Source organism: Cellulosimicrobium marinum, assembly GCF_020551945.1.
GTDB lineage: Bacteria > Actinomycetota > Actinomycetes > Actinomycetales > Cellulomonadaceae > Cellulosimicrobium > Cellulosimicrobium marinum.
In genome coordinates this window covers 19,626-39,969 of the sequence record NZ_JAJBZH010000009.1, presented here as the reverse complement: position 1 = coordinate 39,969, position 20,344 = coordinate 19,626, and the positions used below count along the sequence as shown (strand labels likewise).

Below are 20,344 nucleotides of genomic sequence, written 5' to 3'. Positions count from 1 at the left end.
TGCCACCGTCTCGCCACGAAGGAGCCACGAGTGAGCAGCGTCGACACGTTCGGGTCGAAGGGAACACTGGAGGTCGGTGGGAGCTCGTACGAGATCTTCCGCCTGTCCGCCGTCGAGGGTGTCGAGCGCCTCCCGTACAGCCTGAAGATCCTCGCCGAGAACCTCCTGCGCACGGAGGACGGCGCGAACATCACCGCCGACCACGTCCGCGCGCTCGCGTCGTGGGACCCCGACGCGCACCCCGACACGGAGATCCAGTTCACGCCCGCCCGCGTGATCATGCAGGACTTCACCGGCGTCCCCTGCGTCGTCGACCTCGCCACGATGCGCGAGGCCGTCGCCGACCTCGGCGGCGACCCGTCGCGCATCAACCCCCTCGCCCCGGCCGAGATGGTCATCGACCACTCCGTGCAGATCGACGTCGCGGGCCGCCCCGACGCGTTCGAGCGCAACGTCGAGATCGAGTACGAGCGCAACCACGAGCGCTACCAGTTCCTGCGCTGGGGCCAGACGGCGTTCGACGACTTCAAGGTCGTCCCCCCGGGCACCGGCATCGTGCACCAGGTGAACATCGAGTTCCTCGCGCGCACCGTCATGACCCGTGAGGTGGGCGGCGTGCTGCGTGCGTACCCCGACACCTGCGTCGGCACCGACTCGCACACGACGATGGTCAACGGCCTCGGCGTGCTCGGCTGGGGCGTCGGCGGCATCGAGGCCGAGGCGGCCATGCTCGGCCAGCCCGTGTCGATGCTCATCCCGCGCGTCGTCGGCTTCAAGCTGGGCGGCTCGATCCCCGCGGGCGTCACCGCGACGGACGTCGTGCTGACGATCACCCAGATGCTGCGCCAGCACGGCGTCGTCGGGAAGTTCGTCGAGTTCTACGGCGAGGGCGTGGCCCAGGTGCCGCTCGCGAACCGCGCCACCATCGGCAACATGAGCCCCGAGTTCGGCTCGACCGCCGCGATCTTCCCGATCGACGGCGTGACGCTCGACTACCTGCGCCTCACCGGCCGCAGCGACGACCAGCTCGCGCTCGTCGAGGCGTACGCCAAGGAGCAGGGCCTGTGGCTCGACCCCTCGGCCGAGGGCTACGTCGAGCCGGTCTTCTCGGAGTACCTCGAGCTCGACCTGTCGACGGTCGTCCCGTCGATCGCCGGCCCCAAGCGCCCCCAGGACCGCATCGAGCTGTCGAACGCGAAGTCGGCCTTCGCCCGCGACCTGCCGACGTACGCCCCCGAGGTCCGCGACCTCGTCGACGAGGCGGAGAAGGAGTCGTTCCCCGCGTCCGACGCCCCCGCCATCACGCCGAACGGTCGCAAGACCGTGCCCATGACGGACACCCAGGGCCGTGAGTTCGAGCTGTTCCACGGCGCGGTCGCCATCGCGTCGATCACGAGCTGCACGAACACGTCGAACCCGTCGGTCATGCTCGCTGCGGCGCTCCTCGCGAAGAACGCGGTCGAGAAGGGCCTCGAGGCCAAGCCGTGGGTCAAGACGTCGATGGCGCCCGGCTCGCAGGTCGTGACGAACTACTACGAGAAGTCCGGCCTGTGGCCGTACCTGGAGAAGCTCGGCTTCCACCTCGTGGGCTACGGCTGCGCGACGTGCATCGGCAACTCCGGCCCGCTCGACGAGAAGATCTCCGAGGCGGTCAACGAGCACGACCTCGCCGTCGTGTCGGTGCTGTCGGGCAACCGCAACTTCGAGGGCCGCATCAACCCCGACGTGAAGATGAACTACCTCGCGTCGCCGCCGCTCGTCATCGCGTACGCGCTCGCGGGCACGATGGAGTTCGACTTCGACCACGACCCGCTGGGCCGTGACGAGGCGGGCGACCCGATCTTCCTCAAGGACATCTGGCCGACGCCGGAGGAGGTCCAGGCGACGATCGACGCGTCGATCGACCGCGACATGTTCACCAAGGACTACGCGGACGTCTTCACCGGTGACGACCGCTGGCGCTCGCTCGACACCCCCGAGGGCGACACGTTCGCGTGGGACGGCGAGTCGACCTACGTCCGCAAGCCCCCGTACTTCGACGGCATGGGCATGGAGCCGGCCCCGGTCTCGGACATCTCCGGTGCGCGCGTGCTCGCGAAGCTCGGCGACTCGGTGACGACCGACCACATCAGCCCCGCGGGCGCCATCAAGGCGGACTCGCCCGCCGGGAAGTACCTCGCGGAGCACGGCGTGGGTCGCCGCGACTTCAACTCCTACGGTTCGCGCCGCGGGAACCACGAGGTGATGATCCGCGGCACCTTCGCGAACATCCGCCTGCGCAACCAGCTCCTCGACGGGGTCGAGGGCGGCTACACGTTCAACTTCGTGAAGAACGCCCAGGACACCATCTACGACGCCGCGCAGGACTACGCCGCGCAGGGCACCCCGCTCGTCATCCTCGGTGGCAAGGAGTACGGCTCCGGCTCGTCGCGCGACTGGGCGGCGAAGGGCACGGCCCTCCTCGGCGTCAAGGCCGTCATCACGGAGAGCTTCGAGCGCATCCACCGGTCGAACCTCATCGGCATGGGCGTGCTGCCGCTGCAGTTCCCCGCCGGCGAGAGCGCCGAGTCGCTCGGCCTGGCGGGCACGGAGACGTTCGACGTCTCCGGCATCACGGCGCTGAACGACGGCGTGACGCCCCGCACGGTGAAGGTCACCGCGACGAAGCCGGACGGCACGAGCGTCGAGTTCGACGCCGTCGTGCGCATCGACACCCCCGGCGAGGCGGACTACTACCGCAACGGCGGCATCCTGCAGTACGTGCTGCGCTCGCTCGTCGCGTGACGCCGCTCGCGGCGGCGTAGCGGGACGGGTCCTGCGGACGACGGCGGGGCGTCCACCTCTCGGGGTGGGCGCCCCGCCGTCGTGCAGGGGCTCGACGACGCGGGGTCGTCCCGCGGGCACGTCGAGGCCACACTGGTGCCATGGCTGCACAGGAGAACCGGACCCGGCCCACCGACGCGGACGTCGAGGCCTTCCTCGCGACGGTGGAGCACCCGGTGCGGCGCCGGGACGCCGAGCGCCTCGTGGAGCTCATGACGCGGGTGACGGGGGAGCCGCCGCGGATGTGGGGGCCGTCGATCGTCGGGTTCGGGTCGTACCACTACCGGTACGCCAGCGGGCGCGAGGGCGACATGGCCGCGGTCGGGTTCTCGCCGCGCAAGGCCGCGACGACGCTCTACCTCACGGACGGCGTGGACGAGCACGCCGCGCTGCTCGCGCGGCTCGGGCCGCACGCGGTCGGGAAGTCCTGCGTCTACGTCAAGGACCTCGACGCCGTCGACCTCGCCGTGCTCGAGGAGATGGTGGGTCGGTCGTACGAGACCCTCACCGGGTCGCCCGCGTTCGGCAGGCGGCTGTCCGGCCCGTCGGCCGACACCCCCTGAGTGCGGGGTATCCGTCGTCCGGAGCTGCTCAGGAGGACGAATACCCCGCACTCAGCGGTGGGTCACAGGGGCGGGTCGACCGTGCGCGTGGCGTCCCAGGGCTCGGTCCAGCCGAGGCGGTCGAAGAGCGCGTCGAGCACGCCACCGGTGAAGCCCCACACGAGGTGCTCGCGGTCGTCGGCCTCGACGAGGAAGCCGGGGCTCCGGAAGACCTGGCGACCGCGCCGGACCGTGACGGTCCGACGCCGGTCGGGGTCGAGCAGGTCCGCGACGGGCACGCGGAAGACGTGGGCGGACTCCGCGTCGTCGACGGCCCGCACCGGCGTGGGGCGGGCCCACCAGCCGAGCACCGGCGTCACGACGTGGTTGCTCACGGGGACGGGGAGCGCGCCGAGGGTGCCCAGCACGTCGACGCCGGTGCGGTCGAGACCCGTCTCCTCGACGGCTTCCCGCAGCGCCGCGTCGACCGGGCCGTCGTCGCCCGGGTCGAGGCGCCCGCCGGGGAACGCGACCTGGCCCGGGTGGTGACCGAGCGTCGTCGCGCGGGCGAGGAGGAGCACGTCGAGGTCGCGCGCCACGGCACGGGCCGCGTGGTCGGACGGCGCCCCGTCGAGCACGCCGAACAGCATGAGGACCGCGGCGGGGCGCGCCCGGTCGTCGAGCGTCCCGACGGCGTGGCGCCACGGCGCGGGCCAGGCACCGCCGTCGGCGGGCAGCGCGGCGAGCTGCGCGCGCGCCGGGCCGGGGCCCGCGACGTCGTCCGGGCCGCCGAGCGGCACCGGGGTCACCAGCTCACCGGGAGCGGGCGGCCCTCCTCGTAGCCCGCGGCGGACTGGATCCCGACGACCGCGCGCTCGGCGAACTGCGCGAGGTCCGCGGCGCCCGCGTACGTGCACGACGACCGCAGGCCCGACGTGATCTCGTCGAGCAGGTCCTCGACGCCGGGGCGCTGCGGGTCGAGGAACATGCGCCCGGAGCTGATGCCCTCCTCGTACAGGCCCTTGCGGGCCCGGTCGAAGGGCGAGCCGCCGGCGGTCCGCGCGGCCACGGCGCGTGCCGACGCCATGCCGAAGCTCTCCTTGTAGAGGCGGCCCGTGCCGTCGTCGTGCAGGTCGCCCGGCGACTCGAAGGTCCCCGCGAACCACGAGCCGATCATGACCTGGGAGGCGCCCGCGGCGAGCGCGAGGGCGACGTCGCGCGGGTGGCGCACCCCGCCGTCGGCCCACACGTGCTTGCCGAGCTCGCGCGCGGCGGCGGCGCACTCGAGGACCGCCGAGAACTGGGGGCGTCCGACGGCCGTCATCATGCGCGTCGTGCACATCGCGCCCGGTCCCACGCCGACCTTGACGATGTCGGCGCCGGCGGCGACGAGGTCGCGCACGCCGTCGGCCGTGACGACGTTGCCCGCGACGACGGGGACGTCCGGCGCGACGGAGCGCACGGCGTCGAGCGCCTGGAGCATCTTGACCTGGTGGCCGTGCGCGGTGTCGACGACGAGGACGTCCACGCCCGCGGCGAGGAGCTCCTTGGCCTTCGCGGCGACGTCGCCGTTGATGCCGACGGCGGCCCCGACGCGCAGACGACCCCCGGCGTCGAGCGCCGGGGTGTAGACGGAGGAGCGCAGCGCGCCCTTGCGCGTCAGGACGCCGGCGAGCGCGCCGTCCCGCGTCACGGGGGCGACCTTGAGACGAGCGGCGTAGAGCTGGTCGAACGCGGCCTCGAGCCCGGCACGACCGCCGTCGAGCAGCGCCGCGTCGAGCATGAGGGGATGGTCGGACATCACCTGGTGCACCTGGGTGAACCGGTCGACGTCCGTGCAGTCGGCCTCGGTGACGACGCCGAGCGGGCGGCCGTCCGCGACGACGACGGCGGCGCCGTGCGCGCGCTTGCCGATGAGGGTGAGGGCGGTGTGGACCGTGTCGTGCGGCCCGACGACGACCGGTGTCTCGACCACCGGGTCCTTGGACTTCACGTCGGCGACGACGTCGGCGACCACGTCGGTGGGGACGTCCTGCGGGATGATCGCGATGCCGCCGCGCCGTGCCACGGTCTCGGCCATGCGGCGCCCGGCGACGGCCGTCATGTTCGCGACGACGAGCGGGACGGTCGTGCCCGTGCCGTCGGCGGAGGACAGGTCGACGTCGAAGCGCGAGCTGACCTCGGACCGGGACGGCACGAGGAACACGTCGCCGTAGGTGAGGTCGGTCGCGGGGGACTGGCCGGTCAGGAAGCGCATGCCCCCATCCTACGGCGGGCCGCCGTGTTGTCCGCAGGGCGGAAGCAGGTTTCCGTGTCGCTTGCTGACCTGGGCCGTCGCCCCGCCCCGGCGCGGGCTGGGTGCGTCCGGGCGCGGAGTGTGCGTGAATGGCGTGAAGGTCTCGTCCCCCGCGCACCGTGGCGCGGGGCACCGCCGTGGAGCACCTAGAGTGGGACGGCTGTCGACGGGAACGGAACGGAGCACTGCATGAGCCTGCTGAGCACGATCACCTCGCCGGAGGACGTGCAACGGCTGACCCCCGCCCAGTCCCGCGCGCTCGCCGCCGAGATCCGGGCGTTCCTCGTCGACTCCGTGTCGCGGACCGGCGGTCACCTCGGGCCGAACCTCGGGGTCGTCGAGCTGACCATCGCCATGCACCGCGTGTTCACCTCCCCGCGCGACACCTTCGTGTTCGACACCGGGCACCAGTCCTACGTGCACAAGCTGCTCACGGGCCGACGCGACTTCTCCGCGCTGCGCAAGAAGGGCGGCCTGTCCGGGTACCCGTCGCGCGCCGAGTCCGAGCACGACGTCGTCGAGAACTCCCACGCCTCCACCGCGCTGTCGTGGGGCGACGGGATCGCCAAGGCGAACGTCGTGCGCGGCCTGACCGACCGGCACGTCGTCGCGGTCATCGGCGACGGCGCGCTCACCGGCGGCATGGCCTGGGAGGCGCTGAACAACATCGCCGAGTCCCAGGACCGGCGTCTCGTCGTCGTCGTCAACGACAACGGTCGCTCCTACTCGCCGACCATCGGCGGCATGGCGCACCACCTGTCGACGCTGCGCACCACGAGCGGCTACGAGGGCTTCCTCGACTGGGGCAAGCGGACCCTCCACCGCACGGGGGCGCCCGGCCGCTTCGCGTACGACTGGCTGCACGGGCTCAAGAAGGGCCTCAAGGACGTCGTCGCGCCCCAGGGCATGTTCGAGGACCTCGGCATCAAGTACGTGGGGCCGATCGACGGGCACGACCTCGAGGCGATGGAGCACGCGCTGCGCCGCGCCAAGGCGTACGGGGCGCCCGTCCTCGTGCACGCCATCACCGAGAAGGGCCGTGGCTACACGCCCGCCGAGCAGGACGTCGCGGACCGGTTCCACGCCGTCGGCCAGATCCACCCGGAGACCGGGCTGCCCGTCGCGCCCTCGCGGTTCGGCTGGACCAAGGTGTTCGCCGACGAGATCGTGCAGATCGGCCGCCGCCGCTCCGACGTCGTCGCCATCACGGCGGCCATGCTCGAGCCCGTGGGCCTCAAGCCGTTCGCGCAGGCCTTCCCGGAGCGCACGTTCGACGTCGGCATCGCGGAGCAGCACGCCGCGACGTCCGCGGCCGGCATGGCGTTCGCCGGCCTGCACCCCGTCGTCGCGGTGTACGCGACGTTCCTCAACCGCGCGTTCGACCAGGTCCTCATGGACGTCGCGCTGCACAAGGCGGGCGTGACGTTCGTGCTCGACCGCGCCGGCATCACCGGCGACGACGGCGCGAGCCACAACGGCATGTGGGACATGGCGATGCTGCGCGTCGTGCCCGGCCTGCGCCTCGCGGCGCCGCGCGACGAGGAGACCCTGCGCGCCGCCCTGCGGGAGGCGGTCGACGTCGACGACGCGCCGACCGTCGTGCGCTACCCGAAGGGTGCCCTCGCGGACGCCCTCCCCGCGGCGGACACCGTGGACGGGGTGGACCTCCTCGCCGTGCCCGACGGCGCGGCGTCGGCCCCGGAGGCGGGCGCGGCGGGGGTGCCACGACGGCGCGTGCTGCTCGTCGGCGTGGGCTCCATGGCGCGCGTCGCGCTCGAGGCGGCGGGGTCGCTCGGCGCGCACGGCGTGGACGTCACGGTGGCGGCACCCACGTGGGTCCTGCCGATGCCGACCGCGCTCGTCAAGCTCGCGGGCGAGCACGACCTCGTCGTGAGCGTGGAGGACGGCGTCGCGGACGGGGGCGTCGGCGCGCTGCTCGCGCAGCGCTCCCGCGAGTCCGGCGTCGCGACGCCGGTGCACGCCCTCGGCCTGCCCGCCCAGTTCCTCGACCACGCCAGCCGCGACCAGGTCGCGTCCGCCTACCGCCTCACCGCGCCGGACGTCGCCCGCGACGTGCTGGACGCTCTCGCCGGTCTCTCCCAGCCCTGACGCGCCAGGTCGGCGGACCCGGTCGAGATCGGCGGACCTGTTCCGCCGATCTCGAACCGGTCTGCCGATCTCGACCGGGCGATCCCGGTGGGCGGCCCGTCAGGAGTGCGTGACCTCCACCGCGCGCCGCACGACGGCGCCGAGGTCCTCGCCGGACTCGACGAACCACTCGCGCTGGCGGGCCGCGCCGTTGCCGCGCGACCAGAGCCGACCGAGCAGCTCGGTGACGGCGTCGAGGTCGCCCGCGTCGACGAGGGCGTCGCGCACGTGCGCGACGAGCTGCCCGACGACGTCGTGCGCCGGGGCGGGGCGCCACGTGCGCGGCGAGAGCAGGTCGTCGGCGAGCCCGGAGCGTCCCGCGCGCCAGGACGCGGTGCGCAGCAGCTCGGGCCGCAGCTCGGGGGCGGCGAGCCCGTCCGCCGCCTCGCGGGCCGCGGTCTCGACGAGGCCGCGCGCGAGGGCGGCGAGGAGCGTCGCGGTGTCCGGGTCGAGGCAGACGTCGGCGATGCGAACCTCGACCGTGGGGTACCGCGAGGAGAGCCGGGCGTCGAAGTAGACCATGTTCTCGTCGAGGATCGTGCCCGTGGCGACGAGCGAGTCGACGGCGTCGTGGTACGCCTCGGGCGTGCCGAACGCGCGCGCGGGGCCGGAGGTGGGCCAGCGGGACCACACCTGGGAGCGGAAGCTCGCGTACCCGCTGTCCTCGCCCTGCCAGTAGGGGGAGTTGGTGCTCAGCGCGAGGAGCGTCGCGAGCCACGGCCCGATGCGGTCGAGCACGGCGACGCCCTCGGCGTCGTCCGCGACGGCGACGTGGACGTGGCACCCGCTGGTGAGCTGTTCGCGGGCGGTGAGCCCGAACGCCGCGCGCGCCTGGAGGTAGCGCAGCCGGGCGACGGTGGTCCCCTCGAAGGGCAGGGGGGACGTGGACAGCGCCGCGACGTGCGCCCCGACCTGGTCGGCGGCGACCTGGGCCCGCGCGCGGCCGGCCCGGATCTCCTTGGCGAGGTCGTCGAGCTCGGCGCGCGGGTGCGTCGCCGTCTCGATCTGCTCCTCCATGAACTCCGACTCGAGCGAGCCGGTCCCGCCCTCGTCGCCGCTGCCCGACGCCTCGAGCGCCTCGGCCGCCTTCGCGACGGGACGCCCGTCGTCGCCGACGAGCAGGAACTCTTCCTCGACACCCATGGTCCGCTTCACCGAGGAAGTGTCACACGAGCGGGCGCGGCACGGGAGCCGAAGGACCGCGCCGTCTGCGCGGAAGCGTCCCCACGTCTTGTGAATGCTGTCACAAGCCACGTCGCCGAACGATCCTCCAGGCCCTCTCGGCCGCAGGATCTCGCCGTTCTCCTGCCGTGCGCCCGGCTCGGGACCAAGGTCCCCGATGCCCTCGCGGGCCCCCCACCGACGACTCGTCCGGCCTACCCTGGAAGTGGCGAAGGAGCCCGTCGGACACCTCCCCGGCCCGCCGCCCGCGGCCCGCCGCGACGAGGAGCCACGCGGGCACCGCCGGCGTCGCGAGACCGCGCGCCAGGCACTGAGGGAGGTCCGCATGACCAGCGTTTCCGAGGCGCGCGACCGCGTCACCAGCACCGAGGCCGACGACGCCCGCGTCGCCGCGTGGGAGGGGTTCGTCGACGGCCCGTGGCGCGACGGCGTGGACGTGCGCGACTTCATCCAGCGCAACTACCGCCCGTACAACGGAGACGCGTCGTTCCTCGCCGGGCCGACGGAGCGCACCACCGGCATCTGGGCGACGCTGTCCGCGATGTTCCCCGCGGAGCGCGAGAACGGTGTCCACGACGTCGACCCGCACACGCCCGCGGGCATCACGGCGCACGCCCCCGGCTACATCGACCGCGAGAACGAGGTCGTCGTCGGGCTGCAGACGGACGCGCCGCTCAAGCGCGCGATCATGCCCAACGGCGGCTGGAGGATGGTCGAGGGCGCGCTGCAGACCTACGGGTACGCGGTCGACGAGACGCTGAAGAAGGTCTTCACCGAGTTCCGCAAGACGCACAACCAGGGCGTGTTCGACGTCTACCCGCCGAACGTCCGCGCGGCCCGCAGCTCGCACATCATCACGGGCCTGCCGGACGCGTACGGCCGCGGGCGCATCATCGGCGACTACCGCCGCGTCGCCCTGTACGGCGTGGACGCGCTCGTCGCCGCGAAGAAGCTCGACAAGCTCACGCTCGACACGCAGCCCTTCAGCGAGAAGGTCGTGCGCGAGCGCGAGGAGCACGCGGAGCAGATCCGCGCCCTCGGCGAGCTCAAGGACATGGCCGCCGAGTACGGGTACGACATCTCCGGCCCGGCGACGACCGCGCGCGAGGCCGTGCAGTGGCTCTACTTCGCCTACCTCGCCGCGGTGAAGGAGCAGAACGGCGCCGCGATGTCGCTCGGCCGCACGTCGACGTTCCTCGACGTGTACCTCGACCGCGACCTGGAGGCGGGCCGGATCACGGAGGCGCAGGCGCAGGAGATCATCGACGACTTCGTCATCAAGCTGCGCATCGTCCGGTTCCTGCGCACCCCCGAGTACGACGCCCTGTTCTCCGGCGACCCGACGTGGGTCACCGAGACCATCGGCGGTATGGGGGAGGACGGGCGGCCGCTCGTGACGAAGAACTCCTTCCGGTTCCTCCAGACGCTGTACAACCTCGGCCCGGCGCCCGAGCCGAACATGACGGTGTTCTGGAGCCCCGACCTGCCGCAGGGGTTCAAGGACTACTGCGCCCAGGTGTCGATCGACACGTCCGCGGTGCAGTACGAGTCCGACGAGATCATCCGCCCGGCGTGGGGCGACGACGCGGCCATCGCGTGCTGCGTGTCCCCGATGCGGGTCGGCAAGCAGATGCAGTTCTTCGGCGCGCGCGTCAACCTCGCCAAGACGCTGCTCTACGCGATCAACGGCGGGCGCGACGAGGTCTCGGGCAAGCAGGTCTCCCCGGTCGCGGCCCCTGTCGAGGGCGACGTGCTCGACTTCGACGACGTCATGGCGAAGTTCGACGCCACGATGGACTGGCTCGCGGCGACGTACGTCGAGGCGCTCAACTGCATCCACTGGTCGCACGACAAGTACGCGTACGAGCGCATCGAGATGGCGCTGCACGACTCCGACGTGCTGCGGACCATGGCGTGCGGCATCGCGGGGCTGTCGGTCGCGGCGGACTCCCTGTCGGCGATCAAGCACGCGACGGTCTCCGTGGTGCGCGACGAGCGCGGTATCGTCGTCGACTACGTCACCGAGGGCGAGTACCCCACGTACGGCAACGACGACGACCGGGCGGACGCGATCGCCGTCGACCTCGTCGAGCGGTTCATGGCGAAGGTGCGCACGCACCCGATGTACCGCGACGCGGTGCCGACGCAGTCGGTCCTGACGATCACGTCGAACGTCGTGTACGGCAAGGCGACGGGCAACACGCCCGACGGCCGCCGCGCCGGCGAGCCGTTCGCCCCGGGTGCGAACCCGATGAACGGCCGGGACACGCACGGCATGCTCGCCTCGGCCCTGTCGGTGGCGAAGCTCCCGTACGACGAGGCGCAGGACGGCATCTCGCTCACGAACACCGTGGTGCCGAGCGGTCTCGGGCGCACGAAGGAGGAGCAGGTGACGAACCTCGCGGGTCTCCTCGACGCGTACGTCGGGTCGAACGGTTACCACATGAACGTCAACGTGCTGAACCGCGAGACGCTCCTGGACGCCATGGACCACCCGGAGGACTACCCGCAGCTGACGATCCGCGTGTCCGGGTATGCGGTGAACTTCGTCCGCCTCACGCGCGAGCAGCAGCTCGACGTGCTCTCGCGCACCTTCCACGGCGCGCTGTAGGAGGCCCCCGTGACCGTCACCCTCCCGGGACCCGACGTCCGTCGGACGCGGGGCTGCGGCGCGCCCCAGGGCGCCGCAGCGCCCGACGACGCGACGGGCCTCGACGTCCCCGGTGGCCCGACGACGGCGGGCGGGCCCGCGGCGTCGGGCACCCCGGTGGGCCACGCGCGCCGCGCGGGTGCGGGCCTGGACGGCCTGACGGTCGCGGACGTGGACCGGGCCGACAAGCTCGCGGCGATGCGCGCGGGCGAGCTCGGCTCGGTCCACTCCTGGGAGCTCGTCACGGCCGTGGACGGGCCGGGGACACGGCTCACGGTGTTCCTCAACGGGTGCCCCCTGCGGTGCCTGTACTGCCACAACCCCGACACGTTCGCGATGAAGGACGGCGAGCCGGTCACCGCGGACGAGCTCCTCGCCCGCGTCACGCGCTACCTGCCGGTGTTCCGGGCGACGCACGGCGGCCTCACGCTCTCGGGCGGCGAGGTGCTCATGCAGCCCGCGTTCGCCGCGCGGGTCCTGCGCGGCGCGAAGGCCAGGGGCGTGCACACCGCGCTCGACACGTCGGGCTTCCTCGGCGCGAACGCGACCGACGCGATGCTCGACGACACCGACCTCGTGCTGCTCGACGTGAAGTCCGGCGACCCCGAGACGTACCGCACGGTCACGGGTCGCGACCTCGAACCGACGCTGCGCTTCGGGCGGCGCCTCGCCGAGCGCGGCCTCACCGGGCACGGACCCGAGGTCTGGGTGCGGTTCGTCCTCGTCCCGGGTCTGACCGACGACGTGGAGAACGTCGAGAAGGTGGCGTCGTACGTCGCGTCCCTCGACGAGATCCGCCCCGGCACCGTGGCGCGCGTCGAGGTGCTGCCCTTTCACCAGATGGGCCGCGACAAGTGGGACGCGCTCGGGCGCACCTACGAGCTCGACGACACCCCCGCGCCGTCCGCGGAGCTCACCGAGCGCGTGCGCGACCAGTTCCGCGCCCACGGCCTGACGACGTACTGATCGTCCGGTCCCGGTGGACGCGGTGGTACCGTGCTGGTATCACGACGGATCGGGGGAGACCATGGCCATGACGCTGCGGCTCGACGACGAGGCCCAGGCCGCGCTCGAGCGGATCACCCGGCGGGAGGGCATCTCGGCGAACGCCGCCGTGGCCCATGCCGTCGTGGAGTACGACGCGAAGCGACGCGAGCTGCGCGACCGGCTCATCGCGCAGATCGTCGAGGAGGACCGCGATCTCCTCGACCGGTTGGCGCAGTAGGCCGTGGTCGTCTACCTCGACGAGGACGACCTGCTCGCCGCCGCGGACGCCTTCCTCGGCGGCTCCGCCGCGGTCCGGGACTACGGGCTGCTCTCCTCGGCCCTGGCCCGGCCCAGCGCGTCGATGTTCGGGGTCGAGGCGTACCCGGCGCTCGACGAGAAGGCCGCCGCACTGCTCATCTCGCTCACCAAGAACCACGCGCTGATCGACGGCAACAAGCGCCTCGGGTGGGTCGGCGTGCGCCTCTTCTACGCCCTGAACGGCGCACGCCTCGCCATGCCGCAGGACGACGCGTACGACCTCGTCATCGCCATCGCGTCCGGAGAGGTCGAGGACGTCGCGGTTGTGGCCGCGCGGCTCGCGGAGCACGTGACGCGCGTCGAACCGTGAGCGCCGCTCCCGCGACGGAGCCGGGGAGGCCGGACGCCGTGTCGGTCCGTCGCGTCCTCGTGGATGCGGACGACCTGGCGGTGCTGCTCGGGCGGTTCGCCGCCGCACCCGCGGAGGCGCGGGAGCGGGTCCGGGCCGCGTTCGGCGACAGCCGCGAGGAGAAGGTGCTCGCGCACCTCGACGGCGTCGACGTGTCGGCGTTGCGCGACGTCACGCGCGAGCGGCTGCGCCTGGGGACGCTCACGGACGCGGGTGTCACCACGGTCGGCGACGTCGCCCGGCACGGGCGGGCGGGCCTCGAACGCGTCCCCGGCATCGGTCCGCAGACCGCGACGCACCTGCTCGCCGCCGCCGAACAGGTCGCCCGGGCGGTGCGCGAGAGCCTGCGGTTCCGCATCGACCTCACGCCCACCGACCCCGTCGCGACGGCGCTCGTCCAGGCCCTCCACGCGCTCGACCAGGCCGACGCCGCGCTCGCGCGGTACGGTGCGCAGGCGCGACGCGTCCTCGCCGACCACGCGCGCGCGTCCGACGAGGCGCGGGCCGTCGCGAGCGCACCGCGCCGCCTCCTCGCCTGGGGCGGGCGCCGCCGTCGGGCCTTCGCGGCGGTGGCGACCCTCGCGGACCTCCTCGACGACGCACGCGCCACCGGCCTCGCCGAGGACGCACGGCGCGTCACGTCCCTGCTCGACGACCCCGCGCGCCCCTACGACGCCTGGGAGGACTTCCGGCGCCGCTCCGCCGCGTACTACGCCCTGCTCGACGGCGTCGCCCCCACGGGCCGCGACGTCGCCGCGACCGAGGGGCACCTGCCCGCCGACCTCGTCGAGCGCGTCCAGACGCAGGTGCTCGACGAGTCCCTGCTCCGCGTCTCGCTGCGCGGCTACCAGGCGTTCGGCGCACGCTTCGCGCTCGCGCAGCGCCGCGTCGTCCTCGGTGACGAGATGGGGCTCGGCAAGACCGTCCAGGCGATCGCCGTCGTCGCCCACCTCGTCGCGCGCGGCGCCACCCACGCCGTCGTCGTGTGCCCCGCGAGCGTGCTGACCACCTGGGTGCGCGAGGTGCGCGCCCACAGCACGCTCACCGTCCACGCGCTGCACGGCGACGCACGCGCCGAGGCGACCGCCGCGTGGCGGTCCGGCGGGGGCGTCGCCGTGACGACGTTCGCCGGGCTGCGCGACGCGGGGGTCGAGACGTTCACCGCGGCCGCACCCGCGGCGCTCGTCGTCGACGAGGCCCACTACGTGAAGAACCCCGAGGCCAAGCGGTCCGCCGCCGTCGCGGCGCTCGCGGGCGCCGTCCCGCACGCGCTGCTCCTCACCGGCACCGCGATGGAGAACCGGGTCGAGGAGTTCCGCACGCTCGTGGGCTACCTGCAGCCCGGGCTCGCCGCGGGCCTCGACGCCGCGACCGGGGCTGCCGGACCGGACGCCTTCCGGCGCGCGGTCGCGCCCGCCTACCTGCGGCGCAACGCCGAGGACGTCCTCGAGGAGCTGCCCGAGCTCGTCCAGGTCGACGAGTGGGAAGAGCTCGGACCGCGCGACGGCGCGGCGTACCGCGAGGCGGTCGTGCACGGCGGCTTCATGGCGATGCGACGCGCGGCGTTCGCCGTCGACCACCCGGAGGACTCCGCCAAGGTCCGGCGCCTCGTCGAGCTCGTCGAGGAGGCGACGCAGAACGGGCGCAAGGTCGTCGTGTTCTCGGCGTTCCTCGACGTCGTGGACGTCGTCGTCCGTGCGCTCGGGGACCTCGCGGCCGGGCCGCTCACCGGGTCCGTCCCGGTCCCGACGCGCCAGGCGGTCGTCGACGAGTTCACGACCTCGCCCGTGCCCCGCGCGCTCGTCAGCCAGATCGACGTCGGGGGAGTGGGCCTCAACCTCCAGGCGGCGTCCGTCGTGATCCTCTGCGAGCCGCAGACCAAGCCCACGACCGAGGCGCAGGCGGTCGCCCGCGCCCACCGCATGGGCCAGGTCGAGACCGTGCAGGTGCACCGCCTCCTCACCGTCGACAGCGTGGACGAGCACCTCGTGCGGATCCTCGACACCAAGCGGCGCCTTTTCGACGCCTACGCGCGGCGCAGCGCTCTCGCCGAGGAGGTCGCGGGCGCCGTCGACGTGTCCGAGGCGCACCTCGCCCGGACCGTCGTCGCCGCCGAGCGCGCCCGGCTCGTCGTCGACCCGGCCGTCACGTCCGTCGAGGACGCGCCCGTCCCGGAGCACGAGACCTGACGCCGAGGCACTCGCCGCGCGAGGATGGGCGGATGACCGACACCCCCGACGTCGAGGTGGGCGCCCTCGCCATCACCGTCACCGTCCCCGAGCACCTGCGCTGGACCGACGAACGCCGCGGCGAGACCTTCGAGCTGCAGACCATCACCGTGCGGCTGCTGGCCGACGGCCGGCTCGCCGCCAAGGCGTACGGCCGGCCCGTCGCGGGCGGCCGCGGCGGCTACGTCTCCTTCCGCGTCCCCGACCGTCCCGACCTCGCGGCGCTGATCGAGGAGGGCGCGAGCGCGGCCGCCGGGCGCTGGTCCGCCCACCAGGGGTACGACGGCGCGTGACCCCGCGCGCCCGCGACCGCCGGTGCCGCGCCGACGCGGGTGCCCTAGCGTGAGGGGATGACGACGCCGACGCCCGACCGTGCCCCGCTCGCCCCGCTGCCCGAGGACTGGTCGACCGCGCTCGCGGTCGTCGCCCACCCGGACGACATGGAGTTCGGTGCCGCTGCCGCCGTGGCCCGCTGGACCGGCCAGGGCAAGCGCGTCGTGTACTGCATGGTGACGAGCGGCGAGGCGGGCATCGACGGCATGGACCCCGACGTCGCGCGCGGCGTGCGGGAGGCGGAGCAGGTCGAGTCGGCGCGGCTCGTCGGGGTCGACGAGGTCGACTTCCTCGGGCTGCCCGACGGCGTGCTCGAGTACGGGGTGCCGCTGCGTCGCGAGATCGCGCGCGTCGTGCGGCGGCACCGGCCGGACCTCGTCATCACGGGCAACCACCGCGAGACGTTCCCGGGCGGCATCCCGAACCAGGCCGACCACATGGCGACGGGGCGTGCCGTGCTCGACGCCGTGCGCGACGCGGGCAACCGCTGGGTGTTCCGCGACCAGGTGGAGGACGAGGGGCTCGAGCCGTGGGGCGGCGTCGGTCAGGTGTGGGTGTCCGGGTCTCCGGCCGCGGCGCACGCCGTCGACGTCACCGCGACGTTCGACGCCGGGGTCGCGTCGCTCGCGGCGCACCGCGCCTACCTCGACGGGCTGGGCTGGGAGGGGTTCGACCCCGCGGAGTTCCTCGGCTCGATGACGCGCCCCACGGGCGAGCGGCTCGGCGTCGAGCACGCCGCGGCGTTCGAGGTCGTGCAGCTCACCTGGGACTGACGGCGAGGCGTCCGCCCGCCGAGCCTGCGCCTGCCGCCCGCCGACCATGCGGCTGTGGCCCGTCCGGAGCTCCGGACGGGCCACAGCCGCCTGGTCGGCACGTCGGGGTGCCGGGGACAGGTCAGACGCGCGACGCCGCCGGGACGTTCGCGACGCCGTCGGGCAGGAACCGGCGGCCGAGGACCCTCTCGGAGTAGCCCGTCCGGTCGAGGTACGGCGTGATGCCGCCGAGGTGGAAGCCCCACCCGGCGCCGAGGATCATGCACAGGTCGATCTGCGACGGGCTCGCGACGACGCCCTCGTCGAGCATGAGCCCGATCTCCTGCGTGAGCGCCGTGAGCACGGAGTCGAGCACGCCCGCCTCGTCGAGCGCGCCCTCGCCACCGGCCTCACCGGAGCCGAAGACCTGCTGGATCGCCGGGTCGACCGGCTTCGGCAGGCCCTTGGGCGCGTCGAGCACGACGGGGATCTGCTCGTCGACGATGCGCTGCAGCCCCGGCGACACGGGGAACCGGTCGCCGAGGTCCTCGCGCAGCGACGTGAGCACGTGCAGGCCGACCGCCGGGCCCACGAGGTCGAACAGCGCGAACGGCGGCATCGGCAGCCCGAGCGGCGCGACGGCGCGGTCCGCCACCTCGACCGACGTCCCGTTCTCCACGGCCTCGACGATCTTGCCCATGAGGAGGATGAGCAGACGGTTGACGACGAAACCCGGACGGTCGGCGACGAGCACCGCCGTCTTGCGCAGCTTCTTCGTCATGGCGAAGGCCGTGGCGAGCGCCGCGTCGTCGGTCCTCGCCGCCTGGATGATCTCCACGAGCGGCATCTGCGCGACGGGGTTGAAGAAGTGCATCCCGACGACGCGCTCCGGGTGGCGCAGGTCCGCCGCCATGTCCGTGACGGACAGCGCGGAGGTGTTCGTGAGGAACACGGTCTCCTCGCCCACGACGTCCTCGAGCTCGGCGAAGACCTTCTTCTTCAGCGGCAGGATCTCCGTCACCGCCTCGATGACGACGTCGCACCCGGCGAAGTCGCCGAGCTCCGTCGTGCCGTGCACCGAGCCGACGATGCGCGCACCGACGTCGCGCGACATGCGGCCCGAGCCCACGAGCTTCTCGACCGTCGCGCGGACGTAGCCGAGACCCTTGTCGACCCGCTCGGCGTCGAGGTCGCGCATGACGACCGGCACCTGGAGGCGCTGCGCGAACAGCAGCGCGATCTGCGCCGCCATGAGCCCGGCGCCGACGATGCCGACGCGCGTCACCGGACGCCCGAGCTTCGGGTCGGGGGCGCCCTGCGGCCGCTTCCCCTTCGACACGAGCTGGAACGCGTAGACGCTCGCGCGCATCTCGTCGCTCATGATGAGGCCGGCCAGCGCGGTGTCCTCGGCGGCGAACGCCTCGTCCCGCGTCGCCGTCCGGGCGTCGGCGATCAGGTCGAGCGCGCGGTACGGCGCCGGCCGCGAGCCCGCGACGACGGCGTCGAGCCGCTGCCGCGTCCCCGCGACGACGGCGTCCCACACGGGCTGCGGGTCGAGCGCGCGGCGCTCGACGACGACGTCGCCGCGCACGACGGACTCCGCCCAGCGGATCGAGGACTCGAGGAAGTCCGGCGCGTCGAACAGCGCGTCGACGAGGCCGGTCTCGAACGCCTCCTTGGCCTTGAAGGGCTTGTTCGCCGCGGGACGCTCGAGGATGACGTGCATGGCCTTCTCGACACCGAGCAGGCGCGGCACGAGGTACGCGCCGCCCCAGCCGGGGACGAGGCCGAGGCCGACCTCGGGCAGGGCGAGCGCCCCGGCGTCGGACGCCACGGTGCGGTAGTCGCAGTTCAGCGCGATCTCCAGGCCGCCGCCCAGGGCGACGCCGTTGACGAACGCGAACGTCGGCACACCGGTCCTCTCCCGGAGCCCGCCGAGGATCGCGTACGCGGCGTGACCCGCACGACCGAGGGCGAGCGCGTCGTCGTACGTCTGCACGGCGGCGGCCTGCGTGAGGTCGGCGCCCGCGGCGAGGAAGTACGGCTTGCCCGTCACGGCGACGGCGACGATCTCGCCGTCGGCCGCGCGCTGCTCGAGGCGCTGCAGCGCCGCGTGCAGCTCGGCGAGGCCCTCGGGGCCGAGCGTCGTCGGCTTGGTGTGGTCCAGCCCGTTGTCGAGCGTGAGCAGGGCGAGCGTCCCCGTCCCGCCCGGCAGCGCGACGTCGCGCACGAGCGAGTGCGTGACGCGCTCGCCGCGGTCGGCCGGGCTCGCGGTGGGGGAGGTCTGCGTGGGTGCGCTCATGGTCAGCGGTCTCCCTCGTGCTCGGCGGCGGTGACGGACGTGTGGCCGGAGTAGTCGGCGTGGTGCGGGTTCTCCCAGATCACCGTGCCGCCCATGCCGAGCCCGACGCACATCGTCGTCAGGCCGTAGCGGACCTCGGGGTGCTGCTCGAACTGGCGCGCGAGCTGCGTCATGAGGCGCACGCCCGACGACGCGAGCGGGTGGCCCATGGCGATGGCGCCGCCGTAGAGGTTGACGCGCTCGTCGTCGTCCGCGATGCCGAAGTGGTCGGTGAACGCGAGCACCTGGACGGCGAACGCCTCATTGATCTCGAACAGGCCGATGTCGTCGATGGTGAGGCCGGCGGACGCGAGCGCGCGCTCCGTCGCCGGGACGGGACCGATCCCCATGACCTCGGGGTCGACGCCCGCGTACGCGTACGCCACCAGGCGCATGCGCGCGGGCAGCCCGAGCTCGGCGACGACGTCACCGGCGGCGAGCAGGCACGCCGTCGCCCCGTCGGTGAGCGGCGAGGCGTTGCCCGCCGTGACCTTGCCGCCCGGGCGGAACGGGGTCTTGAGGTCGCGGATCGCGTCGACGGTCGTCCCGGGACGCGGGAGCTCGTCCGCGGTCGCCAGGCCCCAGCCGAGCTCGCTCGACCGGGTCGCGACCGGCACGAGGTCGGGCGTGATGTCGCCGTTCGCCAGGGCCTTGGCGTACTTCGCCTGGCTCGCCACGGCGTACGCGTCCGCGCGCTCCTTCGTCAGGTGCGGGTAGCGGTCGTGCAGGTTCTCCGCCGTCGCGCCCATGACGAGCGCGGAGGAGTCGACGAGCCGCTCGGCGACGAAGCGCGGGTTCGGGTCCGAGCCCTCGCCCATCGGGTGGTGGCCCATGTGCTCGATCCCGCCCGCGACGACGACGTCCTGCGCGCCCACCGCGACGTTCGCGGCGGTCGTCGTGACCGCCGTCATCGCCCCGGCGCACATGCGGTCGATCGCGAAGCCCGGCACGGACTTCGGCAGGCCCGCGAGGACGGCGACGCTGCGGCCCAGGGTCAGGCCCTGGTCGCCGGTCTGGGTGGTCGCGGCGAGCGCGAGCTCGTCGATGCGCTCGGCGGGCAGCTCCGGGCGACGCCGCAGGAGCTCGCGGACCGTCTTGACGGCGAGGTCGTCCGCGCGGGTCTCGGCGTAGATCCCGTCGGGTCGGGCCTTGCCGAACGGGCTGCGCACGCCCTCGACGAACACGACGTCGCGCACCGCGCGGTGTCGCGCGGCCTGGCTGCGGGGCGAGGGCGCGCCCTCGGCGGCTCCTGGGGAGGTGTCGGCCACGGTCATGGCATCTCCATCCGGTCGGGTGCACCGGCCGGTGGGCCGGTTCAGATGGTCGGGACGGCGGTGTCCGGAGCGGCACCGCTCAGGTGATACACGCTACCGCGAGTATCGGGAAAGCACGAGA

Annotated in this window: 15 protein-coding genes; 10 read left to right on the top strand and 5 right to left on the bottom strand. The window is 73.5% G+C overall.

Going from position 1 to position 20,344, the window contains the following annotated elements:
- Nucleotides 1-30 precede the first annotated feature (30 nt).
- Together acnA and LGQ04_RS16355 are read left to right on the top strand one after the other, a co-directional pair.
- Nucleotides 31-2,784 carry an aconitate hydratase AcnA gene (acnA, locus tag LGQ04_RS16360; protein WP_229245033.1) on the top strand — a complete coding sequence of 918 codons (2,754 nt, stop codon included), beginning with the start codon at nt 31-33 and terminating at the stop codon, nt 2,782-2,784.
- A gap of 140 nt (nt 2,785-2,924) precedes the next feature.
- Nucleotides 2,925-3,386, top strand: coding sequence for a DUF1801 domain-containing protein (locus LGQ04_RS16355; RefSeq protein WP_229245032.1), 462 nt, complete (start codon nt 2,925-2,927; stop codon nt 3,384-3,386).
- A gap of 62 nt (nt 3,387-3,448) precedes the next feature.
- Here LGQ04_RS16355 and LGQ04_RS16350 read toward each other — a convergent pair whose 3' ends face one another.
- Complete coding sequence (locus LGQ04_RS16350) at nt 3,449-4,174, bottom strand: NUDIX hydrolase (RefSeq protein ID WP_229245031.1); 726 nt, start codon at nt 4,172-4,174, stop codon at nt 3,449-3,451.
- Complete coding sequence (gene guaB1 / locus LGQ04_RS16345) at nt 4,171-5,622, bottom strand: GMP reductase (RefSeq protein WP_229245030.1); 1,452 nt, start codon at nt 5,620-5,622, stop codon at nt 4,171-4,173. The genes LGQ04_RS16350 and guaB1 overlap by 4 nt, the downstream gene beginning before the upstream one ends.
- Nucleotides 5,623-5,850: 228 nt before the next feature.
- On the opposite strand from guaB1, the gene dxs reads away from it, so the two are divergent.
- On the top strand, nt 5,851-7,770 hold the full coding sequence (gene dxs / locus LGQ04_RS16340) for a 1-deoxy-D-xylulose-5-phosphate synthase (protein ID WP_229245029.1): 1,920 nt from the start codon (nt 5,851-5,853) through the stop codon (nt 7,768-7,770).
- Between the two features lie 99 nt (nt 7,771-7,869).
- Here the strand turns inward: dxs and LGQ04_RS16335 are convergent, their stop codons facing one another.
- Nucleotides 7,870-8,952, bottom strand: coding sequence for a carboxylate-amine ligase (locus LGQ04_RS16335; protein ID WP_229245078.1), 1,083 nt, complete (start codon nt 8,950-8,952; stop codon nt 7,870-7,872).
- A gap of 364 nt (nt 8,953-9,316) precedes the next feature.
- Between LGQ04_RS16335 and pflB the strand changes: the two genes are divergently transcribed.
- The 7 genes from pflB (at nt 9,317) to LGQ04_RS16300 (ending at nt 16,629) form a co-directional block, all read left to right on the top strand.
- A complete protein-coding gene (gene pflB, locus LGQ04_RS16330; protein ID WP_229245028.1) occupies nt 9,317-11,602 on the top strand; it encodes a formate C-acetyltransferase in 2,286 nt (761 codons plus the stop codon).
- 9 nt (nt 11,603-11,611) lie between these two features.
- Nucleotides 11,612-12,607, top strand: coding sequence for a pyruvate formate-lyase-activating protein (gene pflA, locus LGQ04_RS16325; RefSeq protein ID WP_372470118.1), 996 nt, complete (start codon nt 11,612-11,614; stop codon nt 12,605-12,607).
- A gap of 61 nt (nt 12,608-12,668) precedes the next feature.
- Nucleotides 12,669-12,866 (top strand): CopG family transcriptional regulator, encoded by a 198-nt coding sequence (locus LGQ04_RS16320; protein WP_229245027.1) that lies wholly within the window; start codon nt 12,669-12,671, stop codon nt 12,864-12,866.
- Nucleotides 12,867-12,869: 3 nt separating this feature from the next.
- On the top strand, nt 12,870-13,256 hold the full coding sequence (locus LGQ04_RS16315) for a type II toxin-antitoxin system death-on-curing family toxin (RefSeq protein WP_229245026.1): 387 nt from the start codon (nt 12,870-12,872) through the stop codon (nt 13,254-13,256).
- Complete coding sequence (locus LGQ04_RS16310) at nt 13,253-15,484, top strand: DEAD/DEAH box helicase (RefSeq protein WP_229245025.1); 2,232 nt, start codon at nt 13,253-13,255, stop codon at nt 15,482-15,484. Before LGQ04_RS16315 ends, LGQ04_RS16310 begins: the two co-directional genes overlap by 4 nt.
- A gap of 32 nt (nt 15,485-15,516) precedes the next feature.
- On the top strand, nt 15,517-15,816 hold the full coding sequence (locus LGQ04_RS16305) for a hypothetical protein (protein WP_229245024.1): 300 nt from the start codon (nt 15,517-15,519) through the stop codon (nt 15,814-15,816).
- A 57-nt stretch (nt 15,817-15,873) separates the two neighbouring features.
- Nucleotides 15,874-16,629 (top strand): PIG-L deacetylase family protein, encoded by a 756-nt coding sequence (locus tag LGQ04_RS16300; protein ID WP_229245023.1) that lies wholly within the window; start codon nt 15,874-15,876, stop codon nt 16,627-16,629.
- Between the two features lie 121 nt (nt 16,630-16,750).
- On the opposite strand, the gene LGQ04_RS16295 is transcribed toward LGQ04_RS16300, so the two are convergent.
- Together LGQ04_RS16295 and LGQ04_RS16290 are read right to left on the bottom strand one after the other, a co-directional pair.
- The gene (locus tag LGQ04_RS16295) at nt 16,751-18,910 is read right to left on the bottom strand and encodes a 3-hydroxyacyl-CoA dehydrogenase NAD-binding domain-containing protein (protein WP_229245022.1); all 2,160 of its coding nucleotides are present in this window, start codon (nt 18,908-18,910) and stop codon (nt 16,751-16,753) included.
- 2 nt (nt 18,911-18,912) lie between these two features.
- Nucleotides 18,913-20,223 (bottom strand): thiolase family protein, encoded by a 1,311-nt coding sequence (locus LGQ04_RS16290; RefSeq protein ID WP_229245021.1) that lies wholly within the window; start codon nt 20,221-20,223, stop codon nt 18,913-18,915.
- Nucleotides 20,224-20,344: the final 121 nt, after the last annotated feature.